This is a genomic window from Gemmatimonas aurantiaca (assembly GCF_037190085.1).
GTDB classification, from domain to species: domain Bacteria; phylum Gemmatimonadota; class Gemmatimonadetes; order Gemmatimonadales; family Gemmatimonadaceae; genus Gemmatimonas; species Gemmatimonas aurantiaca_A.
The window spans coordinates 21,089-46,896 of record NZ_JBBCJO010000013.1; the positions used below are offsets into that span (position 1 = coordinate 21,089).

The 25,808-nt window shown below is 66.6% G+C and carries 22 protein-coding genes and 1 riboswitch; of the genes, 8 read left to right on the plus strand and 14 right to left on the minus strand.

Annotated features, from left to right (window positions below; translation table 11 throughout):
- Positions 1 to 101 precede the first annotated feature (101 nt).
- Positions 102 to 956 carry an alpha/beta hydrolase gene (locus WG208_RS17715; protein ID WP_337172722.1) on the plus strand — a complete coding sequence of 285 codons (855 nt, stop codon included), beginning with the start codon at positions 102 to 104 and terminating at the stop codon, positions 954 to 956.
- Positions 957 to 1,468: 512 nt separating this feature from the next.
- On the opposite strand, the gene odhB is transcribed toward WG208_RS17715, so the two are convergent.
- A complete protein-coding gene (odhB, locus tag WG208_RS17720) occupies positions 1,469 to 2,698 on the minus strand; it encodes a 2-oxoglutarate dehydrogenase complex dihydrolipoyllysine-residue succinyltransferase (RefSeq protein WP_337172723.1) in 1,230 nt (409 codons plus the stop codon).
- A gap of 189 nt (positions 2,699 to 2,887) precedes the next feature.
- Between odhB and WG208_RS17725 the strand changes: the two genes are divergently transcribed.
- The 5 genes from WG208_RS17725 to WG208_RS17745 all read left to right on the plus strand — a co-directional run bounded on the left by WG208_RS17725 (position 2,888) and on the right by WG208_RS17745 (position 9,492).
- Positions 2,888 to 3,925: a zinc-binding dehydrogenase gene (locus tag WG208_RS17725; RefSeq protein WP_337172724.1), complete on the plus strand. Its 1,038-nt coding sequence runs from the start codon at positions 2,888 to 2,890 to the stop codon at positions 3,923 to 3,925.
- Positions 3,926 to 3,991: 66 nt separating this feature from the next.
- The gene (locus WG208_RS17730) at positions 3,992 to 4,216 is read left to right on the plus strand and encodes a hypothetical protein (protein WP_337172725.1); all 225 of its coding nucleotides are present in this window, start codon (positions 3,992 to 3,994) and stop codon (positions 4,214 to 4,216) included.
- A 71-nt stretch (positions 4,217 to 4,287) separates the two neighbouring features.
- Entirely contained in the window at positions 4,288 to 5,187 is a 900-nt protein-coding gene (locus WG208_RS17735) for a hypothetical protein (RefSeq protein ID WP_337172726.1), read from the plus strand.
- 183 nt (positions 5,188 to 5,370) lie between these two features.
- Complete coding sequence (gene gyrA / locus WG208_RS17740) at positions 5,371 to 7,881, plus strand: DNA gyrase subunit A (protein WP_337172727.1); 2,511 nt, start codon at positions 5,371 to 5,373, stop codon at positions 7,879 to 7,881.
- A 135-nt stretch (positions 7,882 to 8,016) separates the two neighbouring features.
- A complete protein-coding gene (locus WG208_RS17745) occupies positions 8,017 to 9,492 on the plus strand; it encodes a diguanylate cyclase (protein WP_337172728.1) in 1,476 nt (491 codons plus the stop codon).
- Positions 9,493 to 9,503: 11 nt separating this feature from the next.
- On the opposite strand, the gene WG208_RS17750 is transcribed toward WG208_RS17745, so the two are convergent.
- The 12 genes from WG208_RS17750 to WG208_RS17805 are packed head-to-tail and all read right to left on the minus strand — an operon-like array spanning position 9,504 to position 22,482.
- Positions 9,504 to 10,169, minus strand: coding sequence for a histidine phosphatase family protein (locus WG208_RS17750; protein ID WP_337172729.1), 666 nt, complete (start codon positions 10,167 to 10,169; stop codon positions 9,504 to 9,506).
- Positions 10,170 to 10,173: 4 nt separating this feature from the next.
- Positions 10,174 to 11,040, minus strand: coding sequence for an adenosylcobinamide-GDP ribazoletransferase (locus WG208_RS17755; protein ID WP_337172730.1), 867 nt, complete (start codon positions 11,038 to 11,040; stop codon positions 10,174 to 10,176).
- Positions 11,037 to 12,839: a nicotinate-nucleotide--dimethylbenzimidazole phosphoribosyltransferase gene (gene cobT / locus WG208_RS17760; RefSeq protein WP_337172731.1), complete on the minus strand. Its 1,803-nt coding sequence runs from the start codon at positions 12,837 to 12,839 to the stop codon at positions 11,037 to 11,039. The genes WG208_RS17755 and cobT overlap by 4 nt, the downstream gene beginning before the upstream one ends.
- A complete protein-coding gene (gene cobO, locus WG208_RS17765; RefSeq protein WP_337172732.1) occupies positions 12,836 to 13,375 on the minus strand; it encodes a cob(I)yrinic acid a,c-diamide adenosyltransferase in 540 nt (179 codons plus the stop codon). The genes cobT and cobO (WG208_RS17765) overlap by 4 nt, the downstream gene beginning before the upstream one ends.
- Positions 13,372 to 14,040, minus strand: a complete 669-nt coding sequence (gene cobO / locus WG208_RS17770) for a cob(I)yrinic acid a,c-diamide adenosyltransferase (RefSeq protein ID WP_337172733.1) — start codon at positions 14,038 to 14,040, stop codon at positions 13,372 to 13,374. Before cobO (WG208_RS17770) ends, cobO (WG208_RS17765) begins: the two co-directional genes overlap by 4 nt.
- Positions 14,037 to 15,149, minus strand: a complete 1,113-nt coding sequence (locus WG208_RS17775; protein ID WP_337172734.1) for an aminotransferase class I/II-fold pyridoxal phosphate-dependent enzyme — start codon at positions 15,147 to 15,149, stop codon at positions 14,037 to 14,039. Before WG208_RS17775 ends, cobO (WG208_RS17770) begins: the two co-directional genes overlap by 4 nt.
- 26 nt (positions 15,150 to 15,175) lie before the next feature.
- Entirely contained in the window at positions 15,176 to 16,180 is a 1,005-nt protein-coding gene (gene cbiB / locus WG208_RS17780) for an adenosylcobinamide-phosphate synthase CbiB (protein WP_337172735.1), read from the minus strand.
- 15 nt (positions 16,181 to 16,195) lie between these two features.
- Positions 16,196 to 17,311, minus strand: a complete 1,116-nt coding sequence (locus tag WG208_RS17785; protein WP_337172736.1) for a hypothetical protein — start codon at positions 17,309 to 17,311, stop codon at positions 16,196 to 16,198.
- 14 nt (positions 17,312 to 17,325) lie between these two features.
- On the minus strand, positions 17,326 to 19,515 hold the full coding sequence (locus WG208_RS17790; protein WP_337172737.1) for a TonB-dependent receptor plug domain-containing protein: 2,190 nt from the start codon (positions 19,513 to 19,515) through the stop codon (positions 17,326 to 17,328).
- Positions 19,516 to 19,559: 44 nt separating this feature from the next.
- Complete coding sequence (locus WG208_RS17795) at positions 19,560 to 20,384, minus strand: ABC transporter ATP-binding protein (protein WP_337172738.1); 825 nt, start codon at positions 20,382 to 20,384, stop codon at positions 19,560 to 19,562.
- Positions 20,384 to 21,394 (minus strand): iron ABC transporter permease, encoded by a 1,011-nt coding sequence (locus tag WG208_RS17800; RefSeq protein WP_337172739.1) that lies wholly within the window; start codon positions 21,392 to 21,394, stop codon positions 20,384 to 20,386. Before WG208_RS17800 ends, WG208_RS17795 begins: the two co-directional genes overlap by 1 nt.
- Positions 21,391 to 22,482, minus strand: coding sequence for a cobalamin-binding protein (locus tag WG208_RS17805; protein ID WP_337172740.1), 1,092 nt, complete (start codon positions 22,480 to 22,482; stop codon positions 21,391 to 21,393). The genes WG208_RS17800 and WG208_RS17805 overlap by 4 nt, the downstream gene beginning before the upstream one ends.
- 138 nt (positions 22,483 to 22,620) lie before the next feature.
- Positions 22,621 to 22,770: riboswitch (cobalamin riboswitch) on the minus strand.
- 269 nt (positions 22,771 to 23,039) lie between these two features.
- Here WG208_RS17805 and WG208_RS17810 point away from each other — a divergent pair.
- Positions 23,040 to 24,647 carry a cobyric acid synthase gene (locus tag WG208_RS17810; RefSeq protein ID WP_345787016.1) on the plus strand — a complete coding sequence of 536 codons (1,608 nt, stop codon included), beginning with the start codon at positions 23,040 to 23,042 and terminating at the stop codon, positions 24,645 to 24,647.
- 14 nt (positions 24,648 to 24,661) lie between these two features.
- Positions 24,662 to 25,327 (plus strand): bifunctional adenosylcobinamide kinase/adenosylcobinamide-phosphate guanylyltransferase, encoded by a 666-nt coding sequence (cobU, locus tag WG208_RS17815; RefSeq protein WP_337172742.1) that lies wholly within the window; start codon positions 24,662 to 24,664, stop codon positions 25,325 to 25,327.
- Here the strand turns inward: cobU and WG208_RS17820 are convergent.
- Positions 25,281 to 25,796: a CoA-binding protein gene (locus WG208_RS17820; protein ID WP_337172743.1), complete on the minus strand. Its 516-nt coding sequence runs from the start codon at positions 25,794 to 25,796 to the stop codon at positions 25,281 to 25,283. The two genes, cobU and WG208_RS17820, sit on opposite strands and share 47 nt — an antisense overlap.
- Positions 25,797 to 25,808: the final 12 nt, after the last annotated feature.

The window sequence follows — 25,808 nt, forward strand, 5'->3', positions numbered from 1 at the left end:
TGCTGACGAAGCCCGACGTCCCGGCGGAAACGCTCAGGGGCGTCGTGGTGCTTCTGGGGGTGATGTCACCCCGTGTCCATTTCACCGGGGCCCTTTCACCGATGTCCGATTTCCAGATCACCCTCGAGCGGGTCACCGTCCCTGACCCGGCCACGCGCGGAGGCATGAGCCTCGCCGTGCAGCGGATCGTGCCCACGGCGCCCAGGCACGCGGCGAGCACCTCGTCGGTCGGCGTACGGCCCACGCTGGTGTTCCTGCACGAATCGCTGGGCTGCATCGACACCTGGCGCGAATTTCCCACCTTCCTGGCCGTGGCCGTGGGGTGCGACGCCATCGTCTACGACCGGCTGGGATATGGCCGGTCGGCGCCCATGTCCGATGCCCCGCGCACGCTGCGGTACCTGCATACGGAGGCGGAGCGGCTGTTCGCATTGCTCGATGTCCTGGGTATCGACGACGTGGTGCTGTTCGGCCACAGCGATGGTGGTTCCATCGCGCTGCTGGCGGCGGCCATGCAGCCGACACGCGTACGGGGCGTGATCACCGAAGGCGCGCACGTCTTCGTGGAGGAGGAGACCCTGCAGGGCATCCGCATCGCGCAGGCCCTCATGGCGAAGACCGATCTGCCCGTGCGTCTCGCGCGCTATCACGGCGACAAGGTGGCGCGCCTCACGTCGGCGTGGATCGACACCTGGCTGTCGCCCGAATTCCGGGACTGGAGCATCGAAGCCGATCTGCAGGGCGCGACGTGTCCGGCGCTCATCATGCAGGGCGATGGTGATGAATACGGCACCGCGGCGCAGGTCGATGCGATCGTAGCCGGCTGGGGCGGCGATGCGCGTCCGCTGATGATCCCGGGAGCGCGACACACACCACATCGGGAAGCGCAGACGGTGGTGCTGAAGACCTCGACGGCGTTTGTGAACGCGCTGCTCGAGGCTGTCGCCGACAAATAACAAGGTCTGACTCGGATCGCCGTTCGACGGCTCGCTCGTGGCTGACGATCGCGTCTGCCGATTCCTGGCCCGTGGTGGTGGACATCGAAGACCGGAGCGGGGCCCATCGCGCAGGCGGCGGGTTCTGGGCGCGTCCCGATCATTTTGGGGGCCGCCTGCGGCGGCGATACCGGCAGGATGAACGGCTGGATACCTGCAGGATATTCCGGTGAATGGGGCCGGGGATGTCGGGTGGCGGACGGATGGGTGTTTTGAGAATTGAACAACGGGAAGAACAACGGTGGGACTGACGCCGCGATGGTTGGTCCCGTCGTTCAATTTCAAAAAAACAGACTGTCCCCAGCGCGACATCCTCACCGCCTGCACGGGACCAATCCTGCTGTTATCCGCGGTTCATCCTGCCGGTATCGCGCCCGCAGGGCGCCCCTCAATCTCACGACTCGCATCAAAAGAACGGGCAGCGCACCGGAATGCGCTGCCCGCTTCACAGAGCTCCAACCATCGTGCGGCGCTCAGAGCACCAGCATCGCCGCCGGATCTTCCATGAGCTCCTTCACGCGCACCAGGAACAACACGGCCTGCTGACCGTCGATGATCCGGTGATCGTAGCTCAGCGCGATGTACATCATCGGCCGGATCTCGACCTTGCCGTCCACCGCGATGGGCCGGTCCTGGATCTTGTGCAGACCAAGGATGCCCGACTGCGGATAGTTGATGATCGGCGTGGACACGAGCGAACCGAACACGCCGCCATTGGTGATGGTGAACGTGCCGCCGGTGAGATCGTCCATGCTCAGCTTGCCGTCGCGGGCCCGCTTGGCGATGGCGCCGATGTCCTTGCCGATCTCCACGACACTCTTGCTGTCGGCGTCCTTGACGTTGGGCACCACGAGACCCGCATCGCTGGCGACGGCGATCCCCATGTTCACGTAGTGCTTGTAGACGATGGTGTCGCCATCGATCTGTGCGTTCACCAGCGGGTACGCCTTGAGCGCCAGGCAGGCTGCCTTGGCGAAGAACGGCATGAACGACAGCTTCACGCCCTGTTCCTTCTCGACACGTTCCTTCATGCGTTCACGGAAGGCCGTGATCGCGGTCATGTCGATCTCGTTGAACGTCGTCAGATGCGCCGTGGCATGCTGCGACTGCAGCAGATTCTCCGCGATGCGCTTGCGCCGCGTGGTCATCTTCTCGCGCGTCTCGCGACCCGCCGCCGACCCGGGAGCCGGCGTCGACGCCGCAGGGGCTGGCGCAGCCGCGGCTACCGGAGCGGCAGGTGCGCGCATCGCGTCCACGACATCGGCCTTGGAGACCACACCACCGCGGCCCGTGCCCGCCACCGACGCGGTGTCGATCCCGCTTTCCGTGGCCAGTCGAGCCGCGGCCGGCGACACCTTGGCGTCGGCGGTTGGCGCGGCCACGGCAGCAGGTGTTGCCGGAGCCGCCGGCGTGGGAGCCGCTGCCGGCGCGGCGGGCGCCGGTGCCGCGGCGGCCGCATTCGCAGTCGCGCCCGCGGCGATCTCACCCAGCACCTCACCAACGGCCACGACATCACCTTCGCCTTTGACCCGCGCCGTCAGCACGCCCGATTCGAGCGCCGGCACTTCAACCGTGATCTTGTCCGTTTCGAGCTCGACCAGCGTGTCGCCGGTGGCGACGGCGTCGCCCTCCTTCTTGAGCCAGCGCGAAACGGTCGCCTCGACGATGGACTCGCCGAGTGGGGGAACCTTGATGGACGACATGAGGCGGAGCGATGGAGAGCGATGGAAGAACCGTGTCGCGGAACGGCATCCGGGCAACGGCTTCGAATCAGGTCATGCAGGTCGAAATATAGAGAGCCGTACCGGCAAGCTGCCCACCCCCCGTCTTCTGCCCCTCTCTCCCGCCGGTGAACCCGTCTCACCTCACGCCCCTGCCACTAGATTGCGCGCATGCGAGCTCTGACTTTCAGCACGTTTGGCGGCCCCGACCAGCTCGTGGTGCGGGATGTGCGCGAACCCAACCTGACGGCGCCCGACTCGGTCCGGGTGAAGATCGAAGCGGCGGCGCTCAATCGTCTCGATCTGTGGGTCCTGAAAGGGATCCCCGGTTCCCGGATGATCCCCGGGTGGCCGTTGGGCTCTGACGGGGCCGGCACCGTCGAATCGGTGGGCAGCGCCGTCACCAGCGTGAAGCCCGGTGACCGGGTCATCATCAATCCCGGGGTGGTCAACCGGGAGTGTCGCTGCGAGTACTGTCAGGACGGCGACCAGCCGCTCTGTCTCAGCTACGGCATCCTGGGTGAACATCTGCCGGGCACGCTGGCAGAGTACGTGGTGGTGCCGGCGGCGAACGTGCGCACCATCCCCGACTGGATTCCGTGGGAGACGGCGGCGGCGTTTCCGCTGGCCACGCTCACGGCGTGGCGCATGATCGTCACCCGGGCCAAAGTCCGTCCGCAGGATCAGGTGCTCATCTGGGGCATCGGCGGCGGCGTGGCACTGGCCGCGTTGCAGGTGGCCAAGCACATCGGGGCGACGGTGTGGGTCACGTCGGGCAGCCCGCAGAAGCTCGAACGCGCGCAGTTCCTGGGGGCCGACCATCTGCTGGATCACCGCGAGCCCGATCTGGGCAAGACCATCCGCAACCGCACCAACAAGCGCGGCGTGGATGTCGTCATCGACTCGGTGGGCGAGGCCACGTGGCCGCAGTCGCTGATCGCGCTGGGCAAGCGGGGGCGCCTGGTCACCTGCGGCGGGACGTCGGGGCCCATGGTGGAAGTGGACGTGCGCCGGATGTTCTGGAACCAGTGGACCCTGATGGGCTCCACCATGGGGAACGACGCCGAATTCGATGCGATGACGGAATTCCTGCGTCACGGCTCGCTCCAGCCGCCCGTGGATTCCGTCTGGACGCTCGAACAGGCCCCCATGGCCTACGAGCGCCTGCAGTCGGGCGCGCAGTTCGGCAAAGTGGTCGTCACGCTCTGAGTGCGGCTGCCGGAAGACCGGCGTACTCCCGGGGCATCTCCAGGATGGGTGGATGAGGGTGGGTGGATGACGGAAACCGCGCGGTTTTCGATCGAGGAAGAGAAGGCGCTCCGGGCCGCCGTCCTGGCCGGCGAGACGCCCGAGTGTCCGCGGTGTCAGGTGCGGATGACCCATCGCTCCATTGGCGGCGGGTCGTTCGGGTTGGGCTATCACCGGCAGCGCGAATGGCTGCTGTGCCCGTCCTGCCGGCGCAGCGCCATTTTCGACGTCAAGCGCGGCACCCGCTTGTAGGCGTCCGCGCACGTGTCCCACTAGTTTTGTAGCTGCTGGTTGCCGCTTCGCTGCCTTTTCTCCGGATTCCCTTGTTTCAGCCGTTCGCGTCGCCGTTTTCTGATTCACTCCTGCTCGCCGACGCCGCGATGCAGAACATGTCGGGCACTGCCACCACCCCCACCACGTTCGCCGAACGTCTCGAGCAGAGTTTTTCGCTGCTCAGTGAGTTCGTGCCCGCGCTGTTCGGCGCGCTCGTCATCCTCTTCGCCGGCTATCTCGTGGCGAAGGTCGTGGAAAAAGGCACGACGCGCCTGCTGCGTCGCCTGCGACTGAATCAGCTGCTCGAGCGTGGTGGGGTGCTGCAGGCCGTCGAACGTTCCGGCTCGCATCTCAATCCCGCCAAGGTCATCGCCAACCTGCTGTTCTGGGTGGTGATGTTTGCCGTGCTGCTCGTCGCGGCCAGTGCGATCGGTCTCGATTCGCTGGCCAATGTGTTCACGGAGCTCATGAGCTACATCCCGAGCGTGATCGCGGCGATCGTGATCATCATTCTCGGCATCGTGCTGGGCGGCTTCGTGGGTGGTCTCATCATGGCGTCGGCGGGCGGGCTGTATGGCGGTCCGTGGCTGGCGCGCGTGGGGCGTGGCGGCGTGATCGTCCTGGCCGTGTTCATGGCGCTGCAGGAGCTGGGTGTCGCCACGGACATCGTGACCACCGCGTTCGCCATCCTGTTCGGCGCGGTGGCGCTGGCGCTGGCATTGTCCTTCGGCCTCGGCAACCGCGATCTGGCGGGGGAAATCACGCGCGAGTGGTACGAGCGCTATCGTGCCGAACGTCGCGCCATCGATGCCGAAGCCGCGGCGGAAGAGGCGGAAGAGCTGGCCGAGGCGAGCTCGGAAGAGGCGGCGGAAGCCGCCGAGGAAGCCGAAGCGGCGGCCCGTGCGGCCCAGCGCGCGATGGCCCGGGCCGCCGCCAGGGCGACCACGTAGCCGGCGCGCGAATCGGGCGGGAACGCACCCGCGGAAACGCACCGGCGAACAGGGCGTCGCGCCCCGCCTGACCCCACCTGCCGTGCCGAAAATCCGCCGGTTTGCCCATGTGAATCGGGGCAAACCGGCGGTTAAATTTCATAGGTTCCACCCGGATTGGCCGCACCTTCTGCCCGTCGTGATATGACCGCACCGAACGCCCGCGAACGCATCCTGCCGCGCCTCATCGACGAGGAGGTCAAGGAATCGTTCATCAACTACTCCATGAGCGTCATCGTGTCGCGCGCCCTGCCGGACGTGCGGGATGGCCTCAAGCCCGTGCATCGGCGTGTGCTGTATGCGATGAACGAGCTCGGACTGTTGCCGGGGCGTCCGTACAAGAAGTCCGCGACGGTGGTCGGCGACGTGCTCGGCAAGTATCACCCGCACGGCGACAGCAGCGTGTACGACGCGCTGGTGCGCATGGTGCAGGACTTCTCGCTGCGGTATCCGCTGGTGGACGGTCAGGGCAACTTCGGCTCGATGGACGGCGACAGCGCCGCGGCGTATCGCTACACCGAAGCGCGTCTGACCCGCGCCGCGATCGAGATGCTCACCGACATCGACAAGAACACCGTCGATTTTGCGCCGAACTTCGACGACCGGCTCGAGGAACCCCGGGTGCTGCCCGCCGGGTTCCCCAGTCTGCTCGTGAACGGGTCGACCGGCATCGCCGTCGGCATGGCGACGAACATCCCGCCGCACAACATGCGCGAGGTCATCAGCGCCGTGGTGGCGCTGATCGACAATCCGGAGCTCACCGGCGCGGAGCTGCGCAAGTACGTGAAGGGACCCGACTTCCCGACCGGCGGATACATCTACGGCCGCGCGGGCATCGCCGACTACCAGGACACCGGCCGCGGGCGTATCATCATGCGCGCGCGCGCGGTCATCGAGGAGAAGGAGTCGAGCGGCAAGTCGCAGATCGTCGTGACCGAAGTGCCCTACCAGGTCAACAAGGCCAAGCTCGTGGCGGACATCGCCGAGCTGGTGCGCGAGCAGAAGCTCACGGGGATCTCTGCCCTGCGCGACGAGTCCGACAAGGACGGCGTGCGTGTCGTGATCGAACTCAAGCGCGATGCGATTCCACGCGTGGTGCTGAACCAGCTGTACAAGCACACCGCGATGCAGAGCACGTTCGGGGTGATCATGCTGGCGCTGGTGCCCGATCCGCACACGCGTCAGCTCGTGCCCAAGGTGCTCACCCTCCGGCAGTGCCTCGATCACTACATCGGGCACCGTCATGAAGTGATCGTGCGGCGCACCCAGTTCGATCTCGACAAGGCACTCGACCGCGAACACATCCTCGAAGGCCTCAAGATCGCCGTCGACAACATCGACGAGGTGATCGCGCTCATCCGCGCGGCCGAGGACACCCCGACGGCCAGTCTGCAGCTCCAGGCGCGGTTCGGGCTGTCGGAGCGTCAGGCCGAGGCCATCCTCAACCTGCGGCTCGCCAAGCTCACCGGTCTCGAGCGCGACAAGCTCGAGGAGGAGCTGCGTGAGGTGCGCACGTTCATCGTGGAGCTGCGCGGCATCCTCGAGTCGAAGCCGCGCCGCATGGATATTCTCAAGGGCGAACTGCTCAAGGTCTCGGAGACGTACGGCGACGAACGGCGCACGGAGATCGTCAGCGACGAAGGGGAGTTCTCCATCGAGGACCTGATCGCCGAGGAGGAGATGGTCGTGACCATCACCCACGGCGGGTACATCAAGCGCACGCCGCTGTCGCTGTACAACCGGCAGGGGCGGGGCGGTCGCGGCAAGGCCAGCGCCGACCTGAAGGAGAACGATTTCATCGAGCACTTCTACGTGGCGAGTACGCACACGTACATGCTCATCTTCACCGATGACGGGCGCTGTTTCTGGCTCAAGGTGCACGAACTGCCGCAGGCCGGACGCAACACGCGCGGCAAGCCGATCGTGAACCTGATCAATGTGACGCCGGATACACGCATCCGGTCCATCGTGGTCACCAAGGAGTTCTCGGACACGGAATTCCTGCTGTTCTGCACCCGGAACGGCACCGTCAAGAAGACGGCGCTGTCGCAGTACTCGAACCCGCGGGTGAATGGCATCAAGGCCATCAAGATCGAGCAGGACGACGAGCTGATGGACGTGCAGGTGACGAGTGGCAACAACGACGTGGTGCTGGCCACCCGTCACGGGCTCTCCGTGCGGTTCCACGAGAGCGATGTGCGCGAAATGGGCCGCGATACCACCGGGGTGAAGGGAATCGAGCTCCGTCCGTCCGACCAATTGGTGGGGATGGTCGTGATCAAGCGCGAGGCCACGCTGCTGGTGGTGACCGAGCGTGGGTTGGGCAAGTGCAGCGAGGTGAGCGAGTACCGCGTGCAGAAGCGCGGGGGCAAGGGCATTCTCACGCTCAACCGCACCGCCAAGACGGGCGACGTGGTGGCGCTGATGGAGGTCGTGCCCGAGGACGAGCTCATGCTGATGACCCGCCAGGGCATCGCCATCCGCAGCAAGGTGAGCGAGATCCGCGTGACCGGCCGGGCGGCCCAGGGCGTGAAGCTGGTGGCCCTCGACGATCAGGACGTGGTGTCGGCGGTGGCCCGGGTCATCCCCGACGAGAAGGAAAACGAAGGCGAGGAAGGCGACACGCCGGTGGAGCTGGGTGGTGACGGCGAGTAGGACGCCGTCGTCGCAGGTAAACGTGGTCGACAGGTGATCGTCACGTGATCGACATGCGGTTCACGTGGTCGCACGTGGTCGCGTGAACGTCAGGGCGTGCGCATCCGGCGCACGCCGACCTTTCGAGGAGCGGGAATGGCGACGTCGCGCATTCTGGTAGCCGACGACGACGAAGCAGTTCTTCAGTCCGTGACCTGGTTGCTCCAGGAGAACGGATATGATGTCATTCCCGCCAATGGGGGGAACGCCTGTCTCGAGCAACTCGAGCGGCGTTCACCGGATCTGCTGCTGCTCGACATCCTGATGCCCGACGCCGATGGCTGTCAGCTGCTCGAGCGGATCAAGGGCGAGGAGCGCTGGCGCGATCTGCCGGTGCTGATGCTCTCCGCGCAGCCGCCGGAGGAAGCGTCGGTGAAGTCCCTGGGACTGGGGGCGGCGGATTTCATCCGGAAGCCGTATCGACCCAAGGAACTGCTGGCCCGCGTCCAGGCCCAGCTGCGCATGGGGGCGTTGCTGCGGTCCACGCGCATGGCCCTGCTGCGCACCGAGGAAGCACTGGCCCGCGCCCAGCAGGACGCCGACAGCCGGCGCAAGCTGGTGGACATCCTGCACGAAGTCACCGGCGACCTGTCGGTGAACGAGCTGTTTCATCTGCTCGTGCGCCGCGCGGCCCGGGCGCTCAATGTGTCGCACTGCTCGGTGGTGCTGGCGCGTCCGGGCGACGCGCAGGCCGTGGTGGTGGCGGCCTTCGAGAATCCCGGCCTGCAGCATCTCTCGGTGCAACTCGAGCGGTATCCCGAGATCCGGGCGGCGCTCGAGAGCGGGCAGCCCGTGCTGGTCGAGGATCTGGAAACGCATCCGCTGTACGAGGGTGTGCGACAGGTGTGGGGCATCGAAGGGATCGAAGTGTCGATCCGCTCGGTGATCGCGCTGCCGTTCTCCATCGATCGTGGGCAGTACGGCGTGTTTCTCGTGCGTCGCACGCGGGAGCAGGAACGTTTCGGGCCGGCCGATCTCGAATTTGCCCAGGCCGTCATCACGGCGGCGGTGGCCGTGATCCAGCGCGCGCAGATGGTGGAGAGCACCATGGCCGACAATGCCCGTCTCGAACAGCTCGCGCAGACCGATCCCCTCACGCAATTGCTGAACCGGCGGGCCCTGACGGAACGCATCACGGCGGAGATGGAGCGTGCGCTGCGCTACGATTCCACGCTGGCGCTGCTCATGATCGATCTCGATCACTTCAAGAAGGTGAACGACACCTACGGGCATCTCGTGGGCGACGATGTGCTCCGCGATGTGGGGCAGCTGCTCAATCAGACCATCCGCGGCAGCGACATCACGGCGCGGTATGGCGGCGAGGAATTCCTCGTGTTGTTGCCCGAAACCGACGACGGGGGCGCGGTGGCGTTTGCGGAACGGATCCGTGCCGCGGTGGAGGAACATCCCTTCGCCAGGGATTCGATGAACGAACCGCTGCGCCTGACGGCGTCGGTGGGCGTGGCGGTGTTTCCGGCCGCGCGCATCGAAAACGTGGAAGATCTCTTTGCCCGGGCCGATGCGGCGCTCTATCGCGCAAAAGCCGAAGGACGCAACCGCGTGCGGATGTAACTCCGGGCGGATCAGGGCAGGGGCATGCTTGCTGCGACGCCGCCCGGCCGCTCGAGTTCGAAGACGGTCACGCTGAGATGGTCCACCGGGATGTCGAACATCTGCGTGTAGGGAATGCCGCGGAGCTTGCATAGCGCCGCACGAATCCAGCCCGCATGCGACACCACCACCACCGTGTCACAGGGCAGCGTACCAAACGTCTCCAGCGCGCTTTCCATGCGCGCCACCAGATCGGCCACCGTCTCCCCGCCGGGCGGTGCATGCCGGGTCCACTGGGCCATCCATTCGCGCAGGGCCGCTCCTTCGGTGACCTCGAGTTCGTGCCAGTTGCGTCCGTCCCAGTTGCCGAAGTGCATCTCACGCAGGCGCGGGTCGGTGAGAAGTGGCAGATCGAATCGGGTGGCGATGGCGAGCGCCGTCTCGTGGGCCCGCTGCAGGTCGCTGGTGACCACCATCGCGTCGGTCGGTTCATCATCCAGCGTCTGCAACGTATTGGCGAGCGCGTGCGCCAGGCCGCCGTTGGGCGCCGTGAGGGCCGTCAACGACATCCGCCCGCGTTCCGACAACGCGAGATCGGTGTGCCCGATGCAGCGTCCGTCGGCATGCGCAGCCTCCGCATGTCGAACGAAGATCAGACGCAGAGGATGTGCCGCGTCCCCGGACAGCCGCTCGATCATCGTCTCATGGCGTGAAGAGTCCCCGTATGGGAGCCGCGGCCAGTATCAGGTAGACACCGAGCTCCACAAGCTGATTGACGGCACCGAGCGTGTCCCCGGTGATTCCTCCGATACGTTGGCGGAAATAGCGTCCGGAAACGGTCGTCAGCAAGAGTGCGATCAGAAGCGGGATCCAGGCAATGGCGCCGAGACAGAGAAAGACGAGGAACACGGTCTGGATCGTGGCTGTGGTCACACGCCCGATTCCCACTCCGTCCACGAAGGGTTTGCCGGCGCTGCTGCGTTCCGTGCTGCTGGGAGGCCGCACGTAGGGCAGTGCGGCCATGAGCCATATGCTGCTGCAGCGTCCGAGCACATGCGCGGAGACGAGCGCGCTGGCGACGAGTGGCAGGCCATGCCACGGGCGTCCGGAGGCGATGGGCGTGGTGGCCAGATCGGCGAGCAGGGCGCACTTCATGATCACCACCAGAATCATGCCGACGAGAGCGTAGGAACCCACGCGGCTGTCCTTCATGATGGCCAGCACCTGCTCGACACTCCAGCCGCCGCCGAATCCATCGAACGCATCGGCCAGCGCGTCTTCGTGGAAGGCGCCGGTGAGACGCACGGTGATCATCGTGGCCAGCAGCGCCGCGACGAAGGGCGACCACCATCGCTGGGCCAGCAGCAGCCCGGCGGCTCCCGTTGCGCCCACCACCGCGCCCACGAGCGGAAACCAGACCGCCGAACGCGGCAGGTCGGTCAGATCGTGTGTGATCCAGCGCCCCAGCGGGATACGGGTCATGAAGGTGAAGGCGGCCGCGAAGGCCCGCAGTTCGGCGCGGACGCTCCCGTGTGGGCGTTCTGGTGTTCCACTCGTTTCCCGGCTCATGGCGACGTCGCTCCGGGGGTAGCTCCATGTGCGGCCTCATGGTCGCCCGTGGAGACGCCGGCCTCGCTGAATGTGGCCATGTCGGTCATGATCGCCGCCGCCGATCGCAGCAGCGGTACGGCCAGAGCCGCACCGGTGCCCTCACCCAGACGCATATCGAGATCGAGCAGGGGACGCAGCGTTCGGCCGGCCAGCATGGACAGCGCGTCGATCGCGAGGGCGTGACCGGTCTCCGTCGATCGATGGGAGAGAAAGATCTGATCCATGAGCGCCGTCGCACGCCCGTCCATATGCGCACTGTCATGTTCACCGTCATGCGCATCGCCGGCGGTTTCCCGGTCGATGCAGATCGCGGCCAGCACCGACACGGTGGAAATGAATCCATCCGCGAGAATGACGACGGGATGCCGTTTCGCCGCGAGTGCCGCGCCGGCCATGGCCGCCAGCTCGAGTCCGCCGAGTCGACGCAGACATTCGCGTGCACTGATGGCACGATCGTCGATCGTGGTGCGTGTCCCATGCCGTGCGAGGGCGCCATCGACGACCGCGCGTTTGTGTGCCAAGGTCTCCCCATGCACTCCCGTGCCCGAACCGACGGTCCGGCTGCTCGGCTGTCCGGTGAGCACCGACAGCAACGCCGCGGCGGCCGTGGTGTTGCCGATGCCCATTTCACCCAGGCCGATCACATCCACGCCGGCCCGCACCGCCCGCTGTACGGCTTCGGCGCCCACCGCGAGCGCGGCGTCCAGTTCCCCGGCGCTGAGTGCCCCCTCGTGCAGCAGATTGCGCGAGCCGCGTCGTACTCTGGCGTGCTGGATGTCCATGTCCGCCGGCAGGTCGGCATCGACACCGACGTCGATCACTTCCACATCGAGCGCGTTGGCGCGGGCCAGCACATTGATGGCTGCTCCGCCACGCGCGAAGTTGCGCATCATCTCGGCGGTCACGGCGCGTGGATAGGCACTCACGCCCTCTGCGGTGACTCCATGATCGGCCCCGAAGACGCAGATGCGTGCGGCTTCGATACGCGGGGAGAGTGTCTGCTGAAGCCGCGCGAGACGTACGGCAGTGGATTCGAGCACCCCGAGTGCACCGAGCGGCTTGGTCTTGCCGTCGATGGCATGTTGCGCGGTCGCTTCCGTCACCGGCGCCTCCGCGCGCTCCGCGGACAGGAATTCGGGCAGTCCGTCGGCGTTCAGCGTGCAGACGATCCACCAGGCCTCGGCGTTGTGCTGGCGGATGGACCAGAAGTCCAACGGAGAATGCCGGAGCGCGTCCAGCAGAATCACCCGATTGATGTGACCATGCGCCGAGACGAGCACGGACTGGCCCGGATGTGCCGCCGTGATGCGCGCGAGGGCCCGGTGGGCGCGCGTACGCATCGCGGCCAGGGACTCTCCCTCGGGAAACGTCATCGACCAGGGGTCGAGCTGCCACTGCCGATGCGCACCCGGCGGCCACTCGGATGGTGTCGTACCCTGCCACGATCCGTAGTCGAGTTCGACGAGATCGTCGTCCTCGACGATGACCGTGGCATGTTCATCGACGCGGGCATCCATCAGCATCTGCGCTGCCCGCCACGATCGTGTGAGCGGCGAGGTGTACGCTGCCGACAGTTGCCGCAACACCCCGCTGGCTTCGAGACGGGCGGCGAGACGGCGGATCTGCATCTCGCCGCGCGCACTCATTGGCACATCGAGACGTCCCTGACAGCGGCCCGCGGCGTTGTGGGCGGTCTCACCGTGCCGCACGAGCAGAATGCGCGTGCCGGACTCCGCCACGCGCGGCGATGCACTCACAGTTCGATGCCCGGTTGTGCGGGGACGCCTTTCTCCCGGTAGGGATGTTTCACCAGATGCATCTCCGTGACGAGATCGGCGAGCTCAATGAGTGCCGGTGATGCATTGCGGCCGGTGACGACGACATGCATCCACGACGGCCGCCGGCGCAGCACATCGAGCACCTTCGTCTCGTCCAGCCAGCCATACGTGAGACAGTAGGTGAGCTCGTCAAGGATGAGGATGTCGAACGCCTGCGACTCGATCACCTCCTGCACACGCTGCCAGCCCTTTTCGGCCAGCGCGCGGTCGGCGTCGATGTTGTCGGAGAGCCAGGTGAATCCGTCGCCCAGGGGCACGATGTCGATGCCCAGTTCCTCGGCGGCAATGTGTTCGCCGTATCGCGTTTCCGCGCTCTTGATGAACTGGAACATGCCGATGGAAAAATCGTAACCGGCGGCACGCACGAGAATGCCAAGGGCCGCCGTGGACTTGCCTTTGCCGTTGCCGGTGTTGACGATCAGCAGGCCTTTGCGTGTGGCGCGATCGGTGCTCATACGTCGATGCCTCCCTGGGCCTTGATTCCCTGCTCCCGCAGCGGGTGCTTGACGACCTGCATGTCGGTGACGAGATCGGCGGCGTCGATGAGTGCCTGCGACGCATCGCGGCCGGTGATCACCACGTGAGTTCCGGCCGGACGCTCCTGCAGGGCGCGGATCACCGCGGCCTCGTCCAGCCATCCCCACTTGAGCGGCAGGGTGAGTTCGTCGAGAAGGAGCACGTCGTACGTTCCGGCGGCGAGATGCTGCGCACACAGGTCCCAACCGGCACGGGCGCGACTGGTGTCGTCGGTGACATCGGCGCGATCGAGTGTGCATCCGGCGCCGAGTGCAACCATGTCGATTCCGAGCCTGCGTGCGATGCGGTGCTCGCCGGTGTTGTTGAGTCGCTTCACGAACTGGTACATGGCGACACTCATGTCGCGTCCGTAGGCGCGTAGCATGAGACCCAGGGCCGCGGTGGTTTTGCCCTTGCCATGCCCGGTGTTCACGATGAGCAGGCCGTGGCGATCCTTGCGCGGCGGCACGCGGTACGCACCCGGCCGTTTCTGCTTCGGTGTTGGCACCTTGCGGCCATTGGCGGCCACGGCCGTCTTGGGTGCGGCGAGTGGGTCGGTGCGGGGTTCCAGTTCGTCCTGTTCGGTGGAATCGAGATCGGTCATGGCTGGCTCGTCATGAGGGTGGAACGGAGATGCGCGAACGCATCGATCAGGGTGTCGTTTTCTTCCGGGCGTCGGGCGGCGATGCGCACCTGACTGGCGAGTCCGAACGACGTGCCATCGCGTACGAGCAGGCCGTGGTGCTCCAACAGCCAGTTCCGGACACGCGTGGCATCGCCGCAGGACACGAGCAGATAGTGCGTGTCGGAGGGAGGTACCTCGAAGTCCTGTTCCATGAGCGCGTGGCGGATGCGTGCCGCCTCGTTGCGAAGTCGCGTCGTGGTGGTGTGAGCATGTGCACGCGCTTCGGACGACAGCGCGGCGATCGCCGCCGCCTGCGCCGCGCCCGATGCAGCCCAGGGAACGCGTGCACGCTCGATGGCCTCCGTCACATCGGGCGGAGCAATCGCAAAGGCGACGCGCACATTGGCGATCGCGTGCTCCTTGGTCATCGACCGCAGATGCACCACATGTGCATGACCGGCCAGCGCCGGAGTACCGAGTGGCTGTGCGGTGAAACCATCGTAGGCCTGGTCGAGCATCAGGAGCGCATCGACCGCCGCGCAGGCATCGGCGAGGTCGTGCAGAACCGATGGGGACATCTGCAGGCCCATCGGGCTCGATGGCGAGGCGACGAACACCATGCGCACGCCCGGCTCGATCTGCCGACGCAGTTCGTCCAGCGAAGTACTGCTCTTCACCGTGGCTCCGCAGAGCGCCGCGGCGCGTGCGTACTCCGCAAAACAGGGCGTGGCCACGAGTACCGCGTCACCGGGCCTGACGTAGGCGAAGCAGGTCGCCTGAATCAGCTCGACGGAACCCGCGCCGAGCACGATCTCCTCGATGGGACGATGCCAGTGTGTGGCGGCGGCAGCACGTGCCGCGCGGCTCGTGGGGTCGGGATACTCGTCGACGGCGCAGGCGGCGATAGCCGCCCTCACATTCGCCGCGGGGCCGAAGGCATTGAGGCACACGCTGAAGTCGATGGTCGCGATGGGCGGCAATGCCATCGGTGACGATGCCATCGGCGACGGCGCCGTGGATGACAGCGCGGCCTGTCCGCCGTGCATCGCGGCGGGGGTGTGCAGAATCTCGGGACGGGGACGGGGCATTGGCGATGTACGCGTGGTCGGATGCGTCAGGCGAACGCGGGGAACGAGAGTTCGATGCCCAGTACGGTCATCAGAGAGGCTCCGAGCACGATCCGGCGGGCGCGGGTGATGTCGCGCGTGGTTGGCGCGCGCCCCTCCGCATTCAGGACGTAGTGTCCGCGCTTTTCGAGGCGCACGCCGAGTGCGCCGGCCATGGCCGCCATCGGCCAGCCCCCATTGGGGCTCGGAGTGTGCGACGCATCCGTCATCGCACAACGCAGGGCGCGCCACGCCGCACCCAACCCCAGACCCGATACACCGGTGGCAACGAGTGCGATCACCGGCGCGCTCAATCGGGCGGGCATCAGATTGAGCAGATCGTCGGTGCGTGCCGACGGCTTGCCGAACCATTCGAGTTCCGCGGTGCGATAGCCGAGCATGGCGTCGGCCGTATTCACGAAACGATAGGCGTACGCACCCGACAGGCCGGCGCAGCGATAAGCAAGGAGTGGAGCGATCACGCTGTCGCTCAGATTCTCGGCCAGTGAAGCGATGGTGGCGCCGGCGATCTCGTGGGGTGCGAGATCGTGCGTGCTGCGTGAGACCAGATGCCACGCCAGCAGGCGACGGGCTTCGTGCACATCGTCCGCCTCGAGGGCGGCGCGCACCATCTCGGCGGCCTGCAGTAGGGAACGCACGGCCAGTGCGGGTTTGAGCGCCGTGCCCTCGGCGGCGATGCGTGTCAGTCGTGCCGGGAGATCGGAAACGGTGACGAAGCCCCGTGCGCCGATCGTGGCCAGCAACAGCGCGGCCGTGCCGGCAACGGCCGTCGTGAGCACCAGTCCCCCGGCGAGCGTCAGCACTCCGTGACCGAAGGCCCGGCTCGTTGTGTCGTGAGACATGGCCGCGCGCCGTTTTTCGCGGGCGCGCATGTAGCCGAGCCACCGGCCCATCCACACCGTGGGGTGCAGGCGGTCCGGTGGCTCTCCAAGCGTCAGGTCCGCGAGGAGCGCGACGAGCGCAACTCCCCGCGTGGCACCCGGGTACTCCACTCAGAAGTACCGCACTCAGAACGTGCGGATGGTCAGCGACATGGGACCCGAGCCGACCGCGATGCTGTCACGGAGCGCGAAGGTGGTCGCATCGTACACGAACGTGTATGGCGCGAGTCCCTGCGAGTTGCTGCCGAAGAATGCCTGGTAGATGCGACCATCGGCACCGGCCGATGTGGACGAGGCTCCGCGGCATGCGCCCGTGCTCGCGCGCTTCGCGCACACCGGATTGTCGGGTCCCCGCACGAAGGCGCGTGTACGCGTGTTCCACACGAGCGTGGCGTTCGAGAAGCTCGAGATGTACGCCATGCCGTTGGCATCGATCGTGATGTGGCCGGGGCCGACACCCATGTTGGGAATGAGCGCTACGCGGGTCATGGTGGCCGGGTCGATGATGGCCAGGCTGCCCTGCGCCACATAGTCGCCGGTGTTGACCACGTACAGCAGACCATCGGGGCCCACGGTGGCTTCGTTCGGATTGGTGCCGCCCGTCTGCACGGTGCCCAGCACGGCCATCGTGCTCGGATTGATGGCCGTCACGATGCCCTCACCGATCGGCACATAGTTGGCGAGGTTGCCGGAGATCGCGAGCACCCGTCCGGCCGCATACGCCATGGCTGTGGGCGCCGGTGCGACATCCGCCGTGGCCGTGATGTCCGTGGAGGTCTGATTGAGATAGACGCGGCCGATCTTGTTGGTGTTCGTGTTGGCGACGAACACGGTGGTGTCGTTGGCCCACACCGATCCGGTGGTGTTGCCGTTGGGGAACGTGAAGAAGCGGCCGACGGTGGCCGTTTCGAGGTTCACGATGGCGACACTGGCGGCGTTGCCGAGTGGCACGGCGGCCTTGCGTCCGCGCAGCGAGAAGCCGATGGGCGTGACCGTGGTGCTCGAACCGAGCGGGATCTGCACCGTGGTGGTGGGCGATCCGAGCTGGAACATGGTGATCGACTTGCTGCCGGAGTTCACGACCAAGCCGATCTCACGATTGCCGGCGACACCGCCCAGGAAGCCCGGGGCGGGTTCCGGCTCGGTGAGCTTGTCGTCACTGCACGCGGCAGTGAGGGCCAACAGGGCCATGGCCGCGAGGCGGCGTGACGAAAGCAGATGACGAACGCTGAGAAGACGCATCGAAGGAATCGGAATCAGGGCGTGGGAGAAGAAGCCCGCCGCACGCGGAGCGAGATGCTCCACAGGCGGGTGGGGAAGGGGTAGTCCACGAGCATCGCGGCATCGCGATTGAACAGGTTCTCGACGGACAGCATCGGCGAGAACATCCAGCCGCCCCGGCGGGCCGACGTCGACAGGCGCATGTCGGTCATCCGATAGGGGGCAAGGGCGTTGAGCATCGAACCCGGTGCCGTGCGGCGCGTGCCGACATGGCGGGTGACGACATCGAGACGTGACGCGGCGAGCGACAGCGACGATTGCAGCGACGCGGTGACCTGCGGGCGATAGACCACCTGCCCGGTGAGCACACCACCCGCGTAGGTGACATCGGTGTGGTCGAGCGTGCCCTGGAACTCGAGATGCGCCGCCGGAATGCGCAGACCGCTGCGCGCTTCCCATCCCCGGCGATGCACGTCGTAGTTGTTCGGACTCCAGATGAACCGGAAGTCGGGGAACCAGAGGATCATGCCCTGGACATCGGAGCGGAACGCCGCGGCTTCGGCGGTCCAGTGCAGTGGTCCGGTCGTCACGTCACGCAGACCCGCCCGGGCTTCGAGATCGTGTTTCGTACGTTCGGGGCGCAGCGAGGGATTGGCCCGCACCTGCACCCCTTCGTGGAAGAACTGATCGGCGATGGTGGGTGGCGCGAAGCCGGCGCCGTACGACACGCTCACGGCTGCTGGTCCCCGTTCGGTGCGCAGCATGAAGCGGGGAGACAGCGATGCGCCCGTGAGCAACGAGCTGTGGTCCACACGCAGCGCGAGATCGGCGAGCAGTCGGGTGGGACGTGCGCCGTTGTCCAGCGTGCGTTCCGCGCGGGCATTGAACCAGGCGCCGGCGAGCGTTTGCCCATCGGGAGCATTGGCCGCGAGATTGTTGCTCGTGAGTGCGAGATGACGCACTTCGATACCGGCCGCGGTGGTCATCGGGTGCCACGTCGCGGTCGCCGACGATGTCACGGTGAGACCGGTGGCCGACACCGTATCGGCAAAGGCCTGACCGAATGGCGGTGAGGGGTCCGTGTAGCGGCCGCGTTCGCGGGTGACGTCGGCCGTGGACGCCACGACCCAGCGGCCGGGACTCCACTGCGCCGTGGCGCCGCCATTCAACCGGGAGAAATCCTGACGGCCACTGCGCGACGGTTGGATGATCGAGCCGGCCATCCCCCGATCGGTGTTGCCATAACTGCCGCGTATCGTGAACTGACGATTGCCGATGTCGACGCCACTGCTGGCGACGATCTGGGTGGTGGTGGCGTCGGCGTTGAGACGATCGGCCCGGCCACCGCCGCGCAGTGCCGGCAGCGGATAGGAGAAGTCACCGCGCACGGTGCGGTGATCGACGCCCAGCGAAGCGCTGCGCGAACCGTTGCCGCGCTGCACGGTGGTGCCGAGGGTGCCGGCCACGCCCCACTCTCCGAGTGCGCCCACGCGCGCCAGGATCGAACGTTCCTGTTGCGACCGGCGGGTGACGATCTCGATCACGCCGGCCATGGCGCGCGGGCCGTAACGCGCCGATTGGGCGCCGGTGAGCACCGTGACCCGTTCGATGTTCTCGAGCGGAATGGCCGACAGATCGGCGGCACCGGAGATGGCGGAGTTGAGCGGCACGCCATCCAGCAGGATGAGCACCTGATTGGACGACGATCCGCGGATGGACACCCGCGCCGGCTGTCCGGGGCCGCCGGAACGGGTGACCACCACCCCGGGCGTGATCTGCAGCAGATCGCCCAGATCGCGCTGGCCCGACGCTTCGATGGTCGAGCGTGTGAAAGTGGTCGCGTTGGGAGCAACGGTATCGCGCGTGGCCTGCACCACCATGCGCTCGAGCACCGGAGCCATGGGTTCGAGCGTCACATCGAGTGATGTGGCCCGCGCGTTCTGCACGCCCACTTCTTCCGTGCGGGATACGAACCCCAGCGCACGGACAGTGACGCGATACAGCCGCGGTTCCAGGCTGCGCAGGAGATAGGCGCCGTCGACACCGGTGCGGGCCGCGAGACCCGGCCCGTCGAGTTCCACGCGGGCGTCGGCCACCGGGCGTCCCGTCGAGGCATCCGTGATGCGTCCGCGTATTTCCCCGCTCACCTGCGCCTGCAGCGACAGAATGGGAAGCGTCATCAGGACCAGCAGCGTCCACAGCGCCCGCGGCATCATCGTCGCCATCGGTACCCGGCGCGTCATCGCGCTGCGCCTCATCGCACGGCGCCTCATCGTGACGACTCCTGCGCGACGCCGCGCCGCGGCACCACCTGGGGCGCGCCATCGCGGTGCCATTCGATGTCCACGGGCCAGTCGTATACCGATGCCACCCGCGCCGCGGTGAGCACGTCGGCTGCCGGACCGCTCGCCACGACGGTGCCTTCATTCAACAGCACGAGACGGTCCGCATACCGCGCCGCGAGATTGAGATTGTGCGTCACGAGCACCACCGTGACTCCCTCCTCGCGGAGATGGCGCACCTGCTCGAACATCACCATCTCGTGGCGGATATCGAGATAGGTGGTGGGTTCGTCCAGCACGATCACGCGGGTTTCCTGCGCCAGTGCGCGGGCCACGCGTACCCGCTGACGTTCACCGCCGGACAACGTGGAGACCCAGCGCTGCGCGAACTGCTGCACATCACACTGTCGCATGGCGCGTTCGATCGCGGCCACATCCGTGGGACCTTCACGCTGCCAGGCTCCCAGATGGGGATACCGCCCCATCGCCACGGTGTCCCGTACGGTGAACAGGGGTTCCGCCTCACCCTGCGGGACCACGCCGATCTCCCGCGCGAGCGACAACCTCGGCCACTGATGCACATCACGCGCGCGGAACTGCACGCGTCCGCGTGCGGGCAGCGCCACGCCCAGCAGCAACTGCATGAGGGTGCTCTTGCCCGCACCATTGGGGCCGATGATGACCGTGAGCAATCCGGCGTCGATCGTGAGGGACACGTCGTGCAGGGTCGCATGGTCGGCGCCCGGGTGACGGAAATCGACATCGGACAGCACCCATTCCGACGTTGCCGGGGCGAGCGTGGTCCCGGGCATCAGAGCACCCGCTGACTGGCGGGTCGACGCAGCAACCACACGAAACACGGTACACCCACGAGGGCGGTCACGACACCGATCGGCAGTTCGTTGGCACCGGCCACGGTACGCGCGGCGGTATCGGCCGCCACCAGAAAGACCGCACCGGCCAGCCCCGCCGTGGGGATCAGCATCTGATTGTCTCCGCCCCAGACCAGACGCAGCGCATGTGGCACGACGAGCCCCACGAAGCCGATCGTACCGCTCATCGACACCGAGACCGCGGTGAGCAGCGTCGCGGTGAAGAAGGCGATCCATTTGGCGCGCTCCACCTCGATGCCGAGATAGGCGGCCGTCGCTTCACCGATCGCGAGCAGGTTGAGGGCGCGCGCCAGCCACAGCAGCACCACGAAAGCCGGCAACACCGTCACCGCGAGCACCGTCACGGAGCGCCACGAAGCCCCCGAATGGCTGCCCATCATCCAGTAGATCGCCGTGCGCACCGACTCGTCGTTGGCGAACGTGAGCACGAGCCAGATGCAGGCCGACAGAAAAGCGCCCACCACCACGCCGGCGAGCAGCAGGACCCGGGTGTCGAGGCGCTGCCCCACCGAATACGCGATGCGGAACACGAGCAGCATCGACAACACCGCACCGACGAACGCCGTCGAGGGCAGAGCCCAGACGAAATGCAGCGACCAGCCCGTCACCACACTGAGCACCGCGCCGAACGCCGCGCCGCTCGAAACACCCAGCACGTACGGTTCGGCGAGCGGATTGCGCAGCAATGCCTGATACGTCGTTCCGCTCAGGGCCAGCGCGGCACCTACCAGCGCGGCCTGAAAGGCCCGCGGCAGTCGCAATTCGTGCAGGATGTTCACGTGCGCGATGTCGCCATCACCCAGCAAGGCATGCACCACTTCACTGCTGGTGAGTTGCACCGCCCCGAGCCGGAGCGCCGTGAGCAGCGTGAGGACGAGCAGGATGCCGAGCAGGGTGACCCGCCAGGCGAGAGATGCCGCACGGGTCATCTCCTGATGCCGTCGGAGATGGGGGCCTTGTTGGGGGCCATGTCCGGAATCGAGTCCGGCTCGGGTACGGGCGACGGGAACTGCGGATGCATCGCGCTCCGCAACACTTCCGCGGCGAGTCCGATGTTGGGACTGGGACGGCTGAGCAGATTGGCGGGCACCGCGACCACCCGCCCTTCACGAATCGCGCGCAGGTTGCGCCATCCCTGCATGACGCGCAGACGGGTGAGCGCCTGCGCCTTGAACTCTCCGACGGGAACGATGACGATGTCGGGATCGCGACGGACGATCTCCTCCATCGGCACGTTGGGCCAGTTGCTGGTGGCGTCCGCGAAGATCGAACGTCCGCCGGCCAGCGAGATGAGTTGTCCGATGAAGGTGTTCGGTCCGGCCGTCATGGGCGGATCGTTGAACACCACGTACATGATCCGGGGCACCGGGAGGGATTCCACCGACGTGCGCACCGCGGCGAGTTGCGCACGCAGTGTTTTCAAGACGCGGGCGGCGTCGGCATCGTGCCCGGTGAGTGTGCCAAGACTGGCCAGCCCATGGAACACGTCGCTGGTGTCCTGGGTGCGCAGCATGAAGACCGGAATGCCGATCGTGGCCAATCGCTCACCGAACGCCTGCCGTTTGTCGCTTTCCCACGACACGACGAGATCGGGCTTGAGCGACACGATCATCTCGATGCTGGGATCGACACTGCCGCCGACGAGCGGCAGGTGCTGGACTTCGGGTGCCACGTCGAAGCGTGTGCGTGCCACCAGCTGCGGGCCGGCTCCAAGCGCGATGAGTGTTTCGGTGGCGCTCGGAATGAGCGAGACGACCCGCTGTGCGGGCTGCGCGAGGGTGACGGTGCGACCGGCACCGTCGACGACGGTCAGAGCCGTGGAGGACGACGCGGAAGCACGGGGATCGGTGCCCGGAGCGTTCGCCCCGGTGTTCGCACGGGCGTTCTCCCGACCTGCACGTTCCGGTGTGCACGCGCCGATGCCGAATGCCCCCATGGCGAGCACGATGCCCAGCCGTGCGGTGGTGCCGCGGCATGTGAGAAGACGCCAGCCTGAACACAGGAACCCGTAAAACACGAACCCGTCCGGTCTCGGGGAACGAGAGGGACGGGAGCGGGGGGCGGCGGACATCCATCGACGCACGGGGTGCGTCCGACCGATGCGGACGGCCCCGCAGTCCTCCCTCGAGGATTTGAAGCGGGAACGAACGGATCGGTCTCCTGGCTCGAGGCGGTCGACTTCTCCCTTCCCGGAGCCGGAGCTCCAGTGGGTACTGCGTAGAAGTCGCCGTGTTCTGTCTCGCGGGTGAACGCGTGACAGAGCCTCATACAGTGGCGGGGCCGCGCCGGCATTGCACCGGCTTCCAACAAAGACCCGTTCGTGTGGATCGATTGTAAGTGTTCACGATAGTGACTCACGGATTGCCGACGCAAGGGCACTTCGTACGCGCGACACTTGCGCTGACGCCAGCGGCCGGAGATGCTGCGCGCATGTCTCCATCCGACCCGCCAATGACTCCGTTGGCATCGCGCCAGCATCAGGATTGTGACACGCCAGAGGACCACACGTCGGTCGATCACACATCGGTCGACCACAGGCGGGATGGTCACACGCCGCCACTCGGCCGTGTGCTGATGGTGCAGGGCACCTCGTCACACGCCGGCAAGACCACCGTGGTGGCGGCGTTGTGTCGCTGGTTCGCCAACGCGGGCTATCGTGTGGCACCGTTCAAGGCACAGAACATGTCCAACAACGCCGCGGTCACGGCTGACGGGCGCGAAGTGGGACGGGCGCAGGCCATGCAGGCGGTGGCCGCGCGGGTGCCGGTGACGGTGGACATGAATCCGGTGCTGCTCAAGCCGCAGAGCGATCGCACGTCGCAGGTGGTGGTGCTGGGCGAACCCTGGCTGACCGCCGATGCCGTCGACTATTACGCCCGCAAGCAGCATCTGTGGCCCATCGTCACCGATGCGCTCGATCGTCTGCGCGCCACCTGCGACGTGGTGATCGTGGAAGGGGCCGGCAGTCCGGCGGAAATCAATCTCGCGCAATACGACATCGTGAACATGCGCGTGGCCCGCCATGCCGGAGCGCCGGTGCTGTTGGTGGGTGACATCGAACGTGGCGGCGTGTTCGCGTCGTTGTACGGCACGCATGCGCTGCTGCAACCGGAGGAACGTGCGCTCATCCGCGCCTTCGTGATCAACAAGTTCCGCGGCGATCCGTCGCTGCTCGATCCCGGCTTCGCGATGCTCGAGGAACGCACCGGCGTGCCCACCATCGGTGTGCTGCCGTGGCTCGATCTCACCGATGTGCCCGAAGAGGATGCACTCGAGTGGCGGGCGGCGGAGGACCGGGCAGGCGCAGACACACGTGCGGCTGCAGACGCGGAGGGAGTGACACGTCCGGGCACGGCCGCCGGGGCACTGCTCGATATCGCGGTGATGCGCCTGCCGCGTGTGGCCAATCTCGACGAGTTCCAGCCGCTCATCAACGAACCCGGCGTGAGGGTACGGTTCGTGGGTCGTGCCGCGGAATTCGGGGCGCCGGATCTCGTCATCGTTCCCGGCACCAAGTCCACGCTCGGCGATCTCGCATGGCTGCGCGCACAGGAACTCGATGTCTGCATTCTCGCGCACGCCGCCGCTCAACGTCCCGTGCTCGGGATCTGCGGTGGCTTGCAGATGCTCGGCGAACGCATCGTCGATGCCGAGGGTGTCGAACAGCGTGGAGAGGCGGCCGGTCTGGGGCTGCTCCCGGTGGAGACGCATTTCGAGGCGAAGAAGGTCACCCGTCGCGTGAAGGCGCGGGCCGTGGGATCACACGGTCTGTGGGCTCTCGATGCCGGCCCGAGTGCAATCGATGATGTGACCGCCGATGCCGGCCGCACCGCCCCCTTCGACGCCTATGAGATTCACATGGGACGCACCACGCCGGTCGCGACGGCGGAGGCGCTGCCGCCTCTGTTTCGTCTCACCAGCGCCGCGGGGGAATCGGACGACGGGGTATGTTCAGCCAATGGCCTGGTGGTGGGCACCTATCTGCACGGCGCACTGGAGCACGATGCACTGCGCCGGGCGTTGCTGACGCGCCTGGCCGATCGCAAAGGCGTCGTGTTGCCGCATCCGCGCGCTCCGGTCTCCATCGACGATGCACTCGACCGCCTGGCCACGAACGTGTGTGGCAATCTCGACATGGATGCGATTTTGTCCATGCTGGATCTCACACCGCCAACCCGCTGACGATTCCGATGTCCATGTCCGATACGTCATCCCTGTCATCGGGATCATCGATCACGCTGCTGCTGGGGGGTGTGCGCGCGGGGAAGAGCGCCCGGGCCCTCGCGTTGGCGGAATCCTTCGTGGAACCGAAAACCGGACATCCCGACACCACCGATGTCCTGTGGTTCGTGGCCACTGCGCAGGCATTCGACGACGAAATGACGCGTCGTATCGCGGCCCATCGGGCCGAGCGTGCGGAACGATGGCACACCATCGAGGAACCGGTGGCGCTCGTCGCCACACTGGAGGCCGCGCTGGCCATCGCGGCGGAATCCCCACGTGTGATCGTGATCGACTGTCTCACGCTGTGGGTCAGCAATCTGCTGCTGGCGTCCGACGACGCGACGGACATCGAGGGACGCATGGCGGAGCAGGCCGCCGCATTGACGGCACTGATGCAGCGCACCACGTCGGTGCGCTGGATTCTCGTCAGCAACGAAGTCGGGCTTGGCGTGGTGCCGCCAACGCCGCTCGGGCGCGTCTACCGCGACGCGCTCGGGCGGGTCAATCAGATCGTCGCCGCGGCGGCCGACACGGTGGAGCTGATGGTGGCGGGGCTCGTGATGCCGCTCAAAGCGCCAACCGGACAATCGATCACGGCAACGGCGGAATCCCCTGCGCCGGATGCGCCACGTTCCTGAGCTCGACCTGCACGCAGTGATCCTGCACCACGAGAATGCCGGCGCGTGCCAGGCGTTCCGCCACGGCATCATTCCGGATACCGAGCTGCATCCACACCACGGAAGGCTCGGCGGCGAGAATCTCATCGACGTGCTTTGCCACGTCCTCGGAGCGCCGGAATAGCTGGACCATATCGGCCGGCGGGTCCACGGTGGCGAGCGTGCGATGCACCGGCACGCCGAGGATTTCGGTCACCTCGGGGTAATACACCGGTACGGGTACGATATCGTAGCCCACCCGCTGCATGTACGCCGGCACCGTGTACGCCGGGCCCCCCGCTTCGCGCGTCTTGATCCCGATCACGGCCACGCGCCTGACCCATGTCAGTACATGGCCGATCTGTTCCGGGGAATCGAGCAGCCGTTCTCGCCACTGATCGGGCGATGTGGTTAGCTTCGGAGAAACACTGTTCCGATCCAGCTTCTCCATACCGGAGTTCCT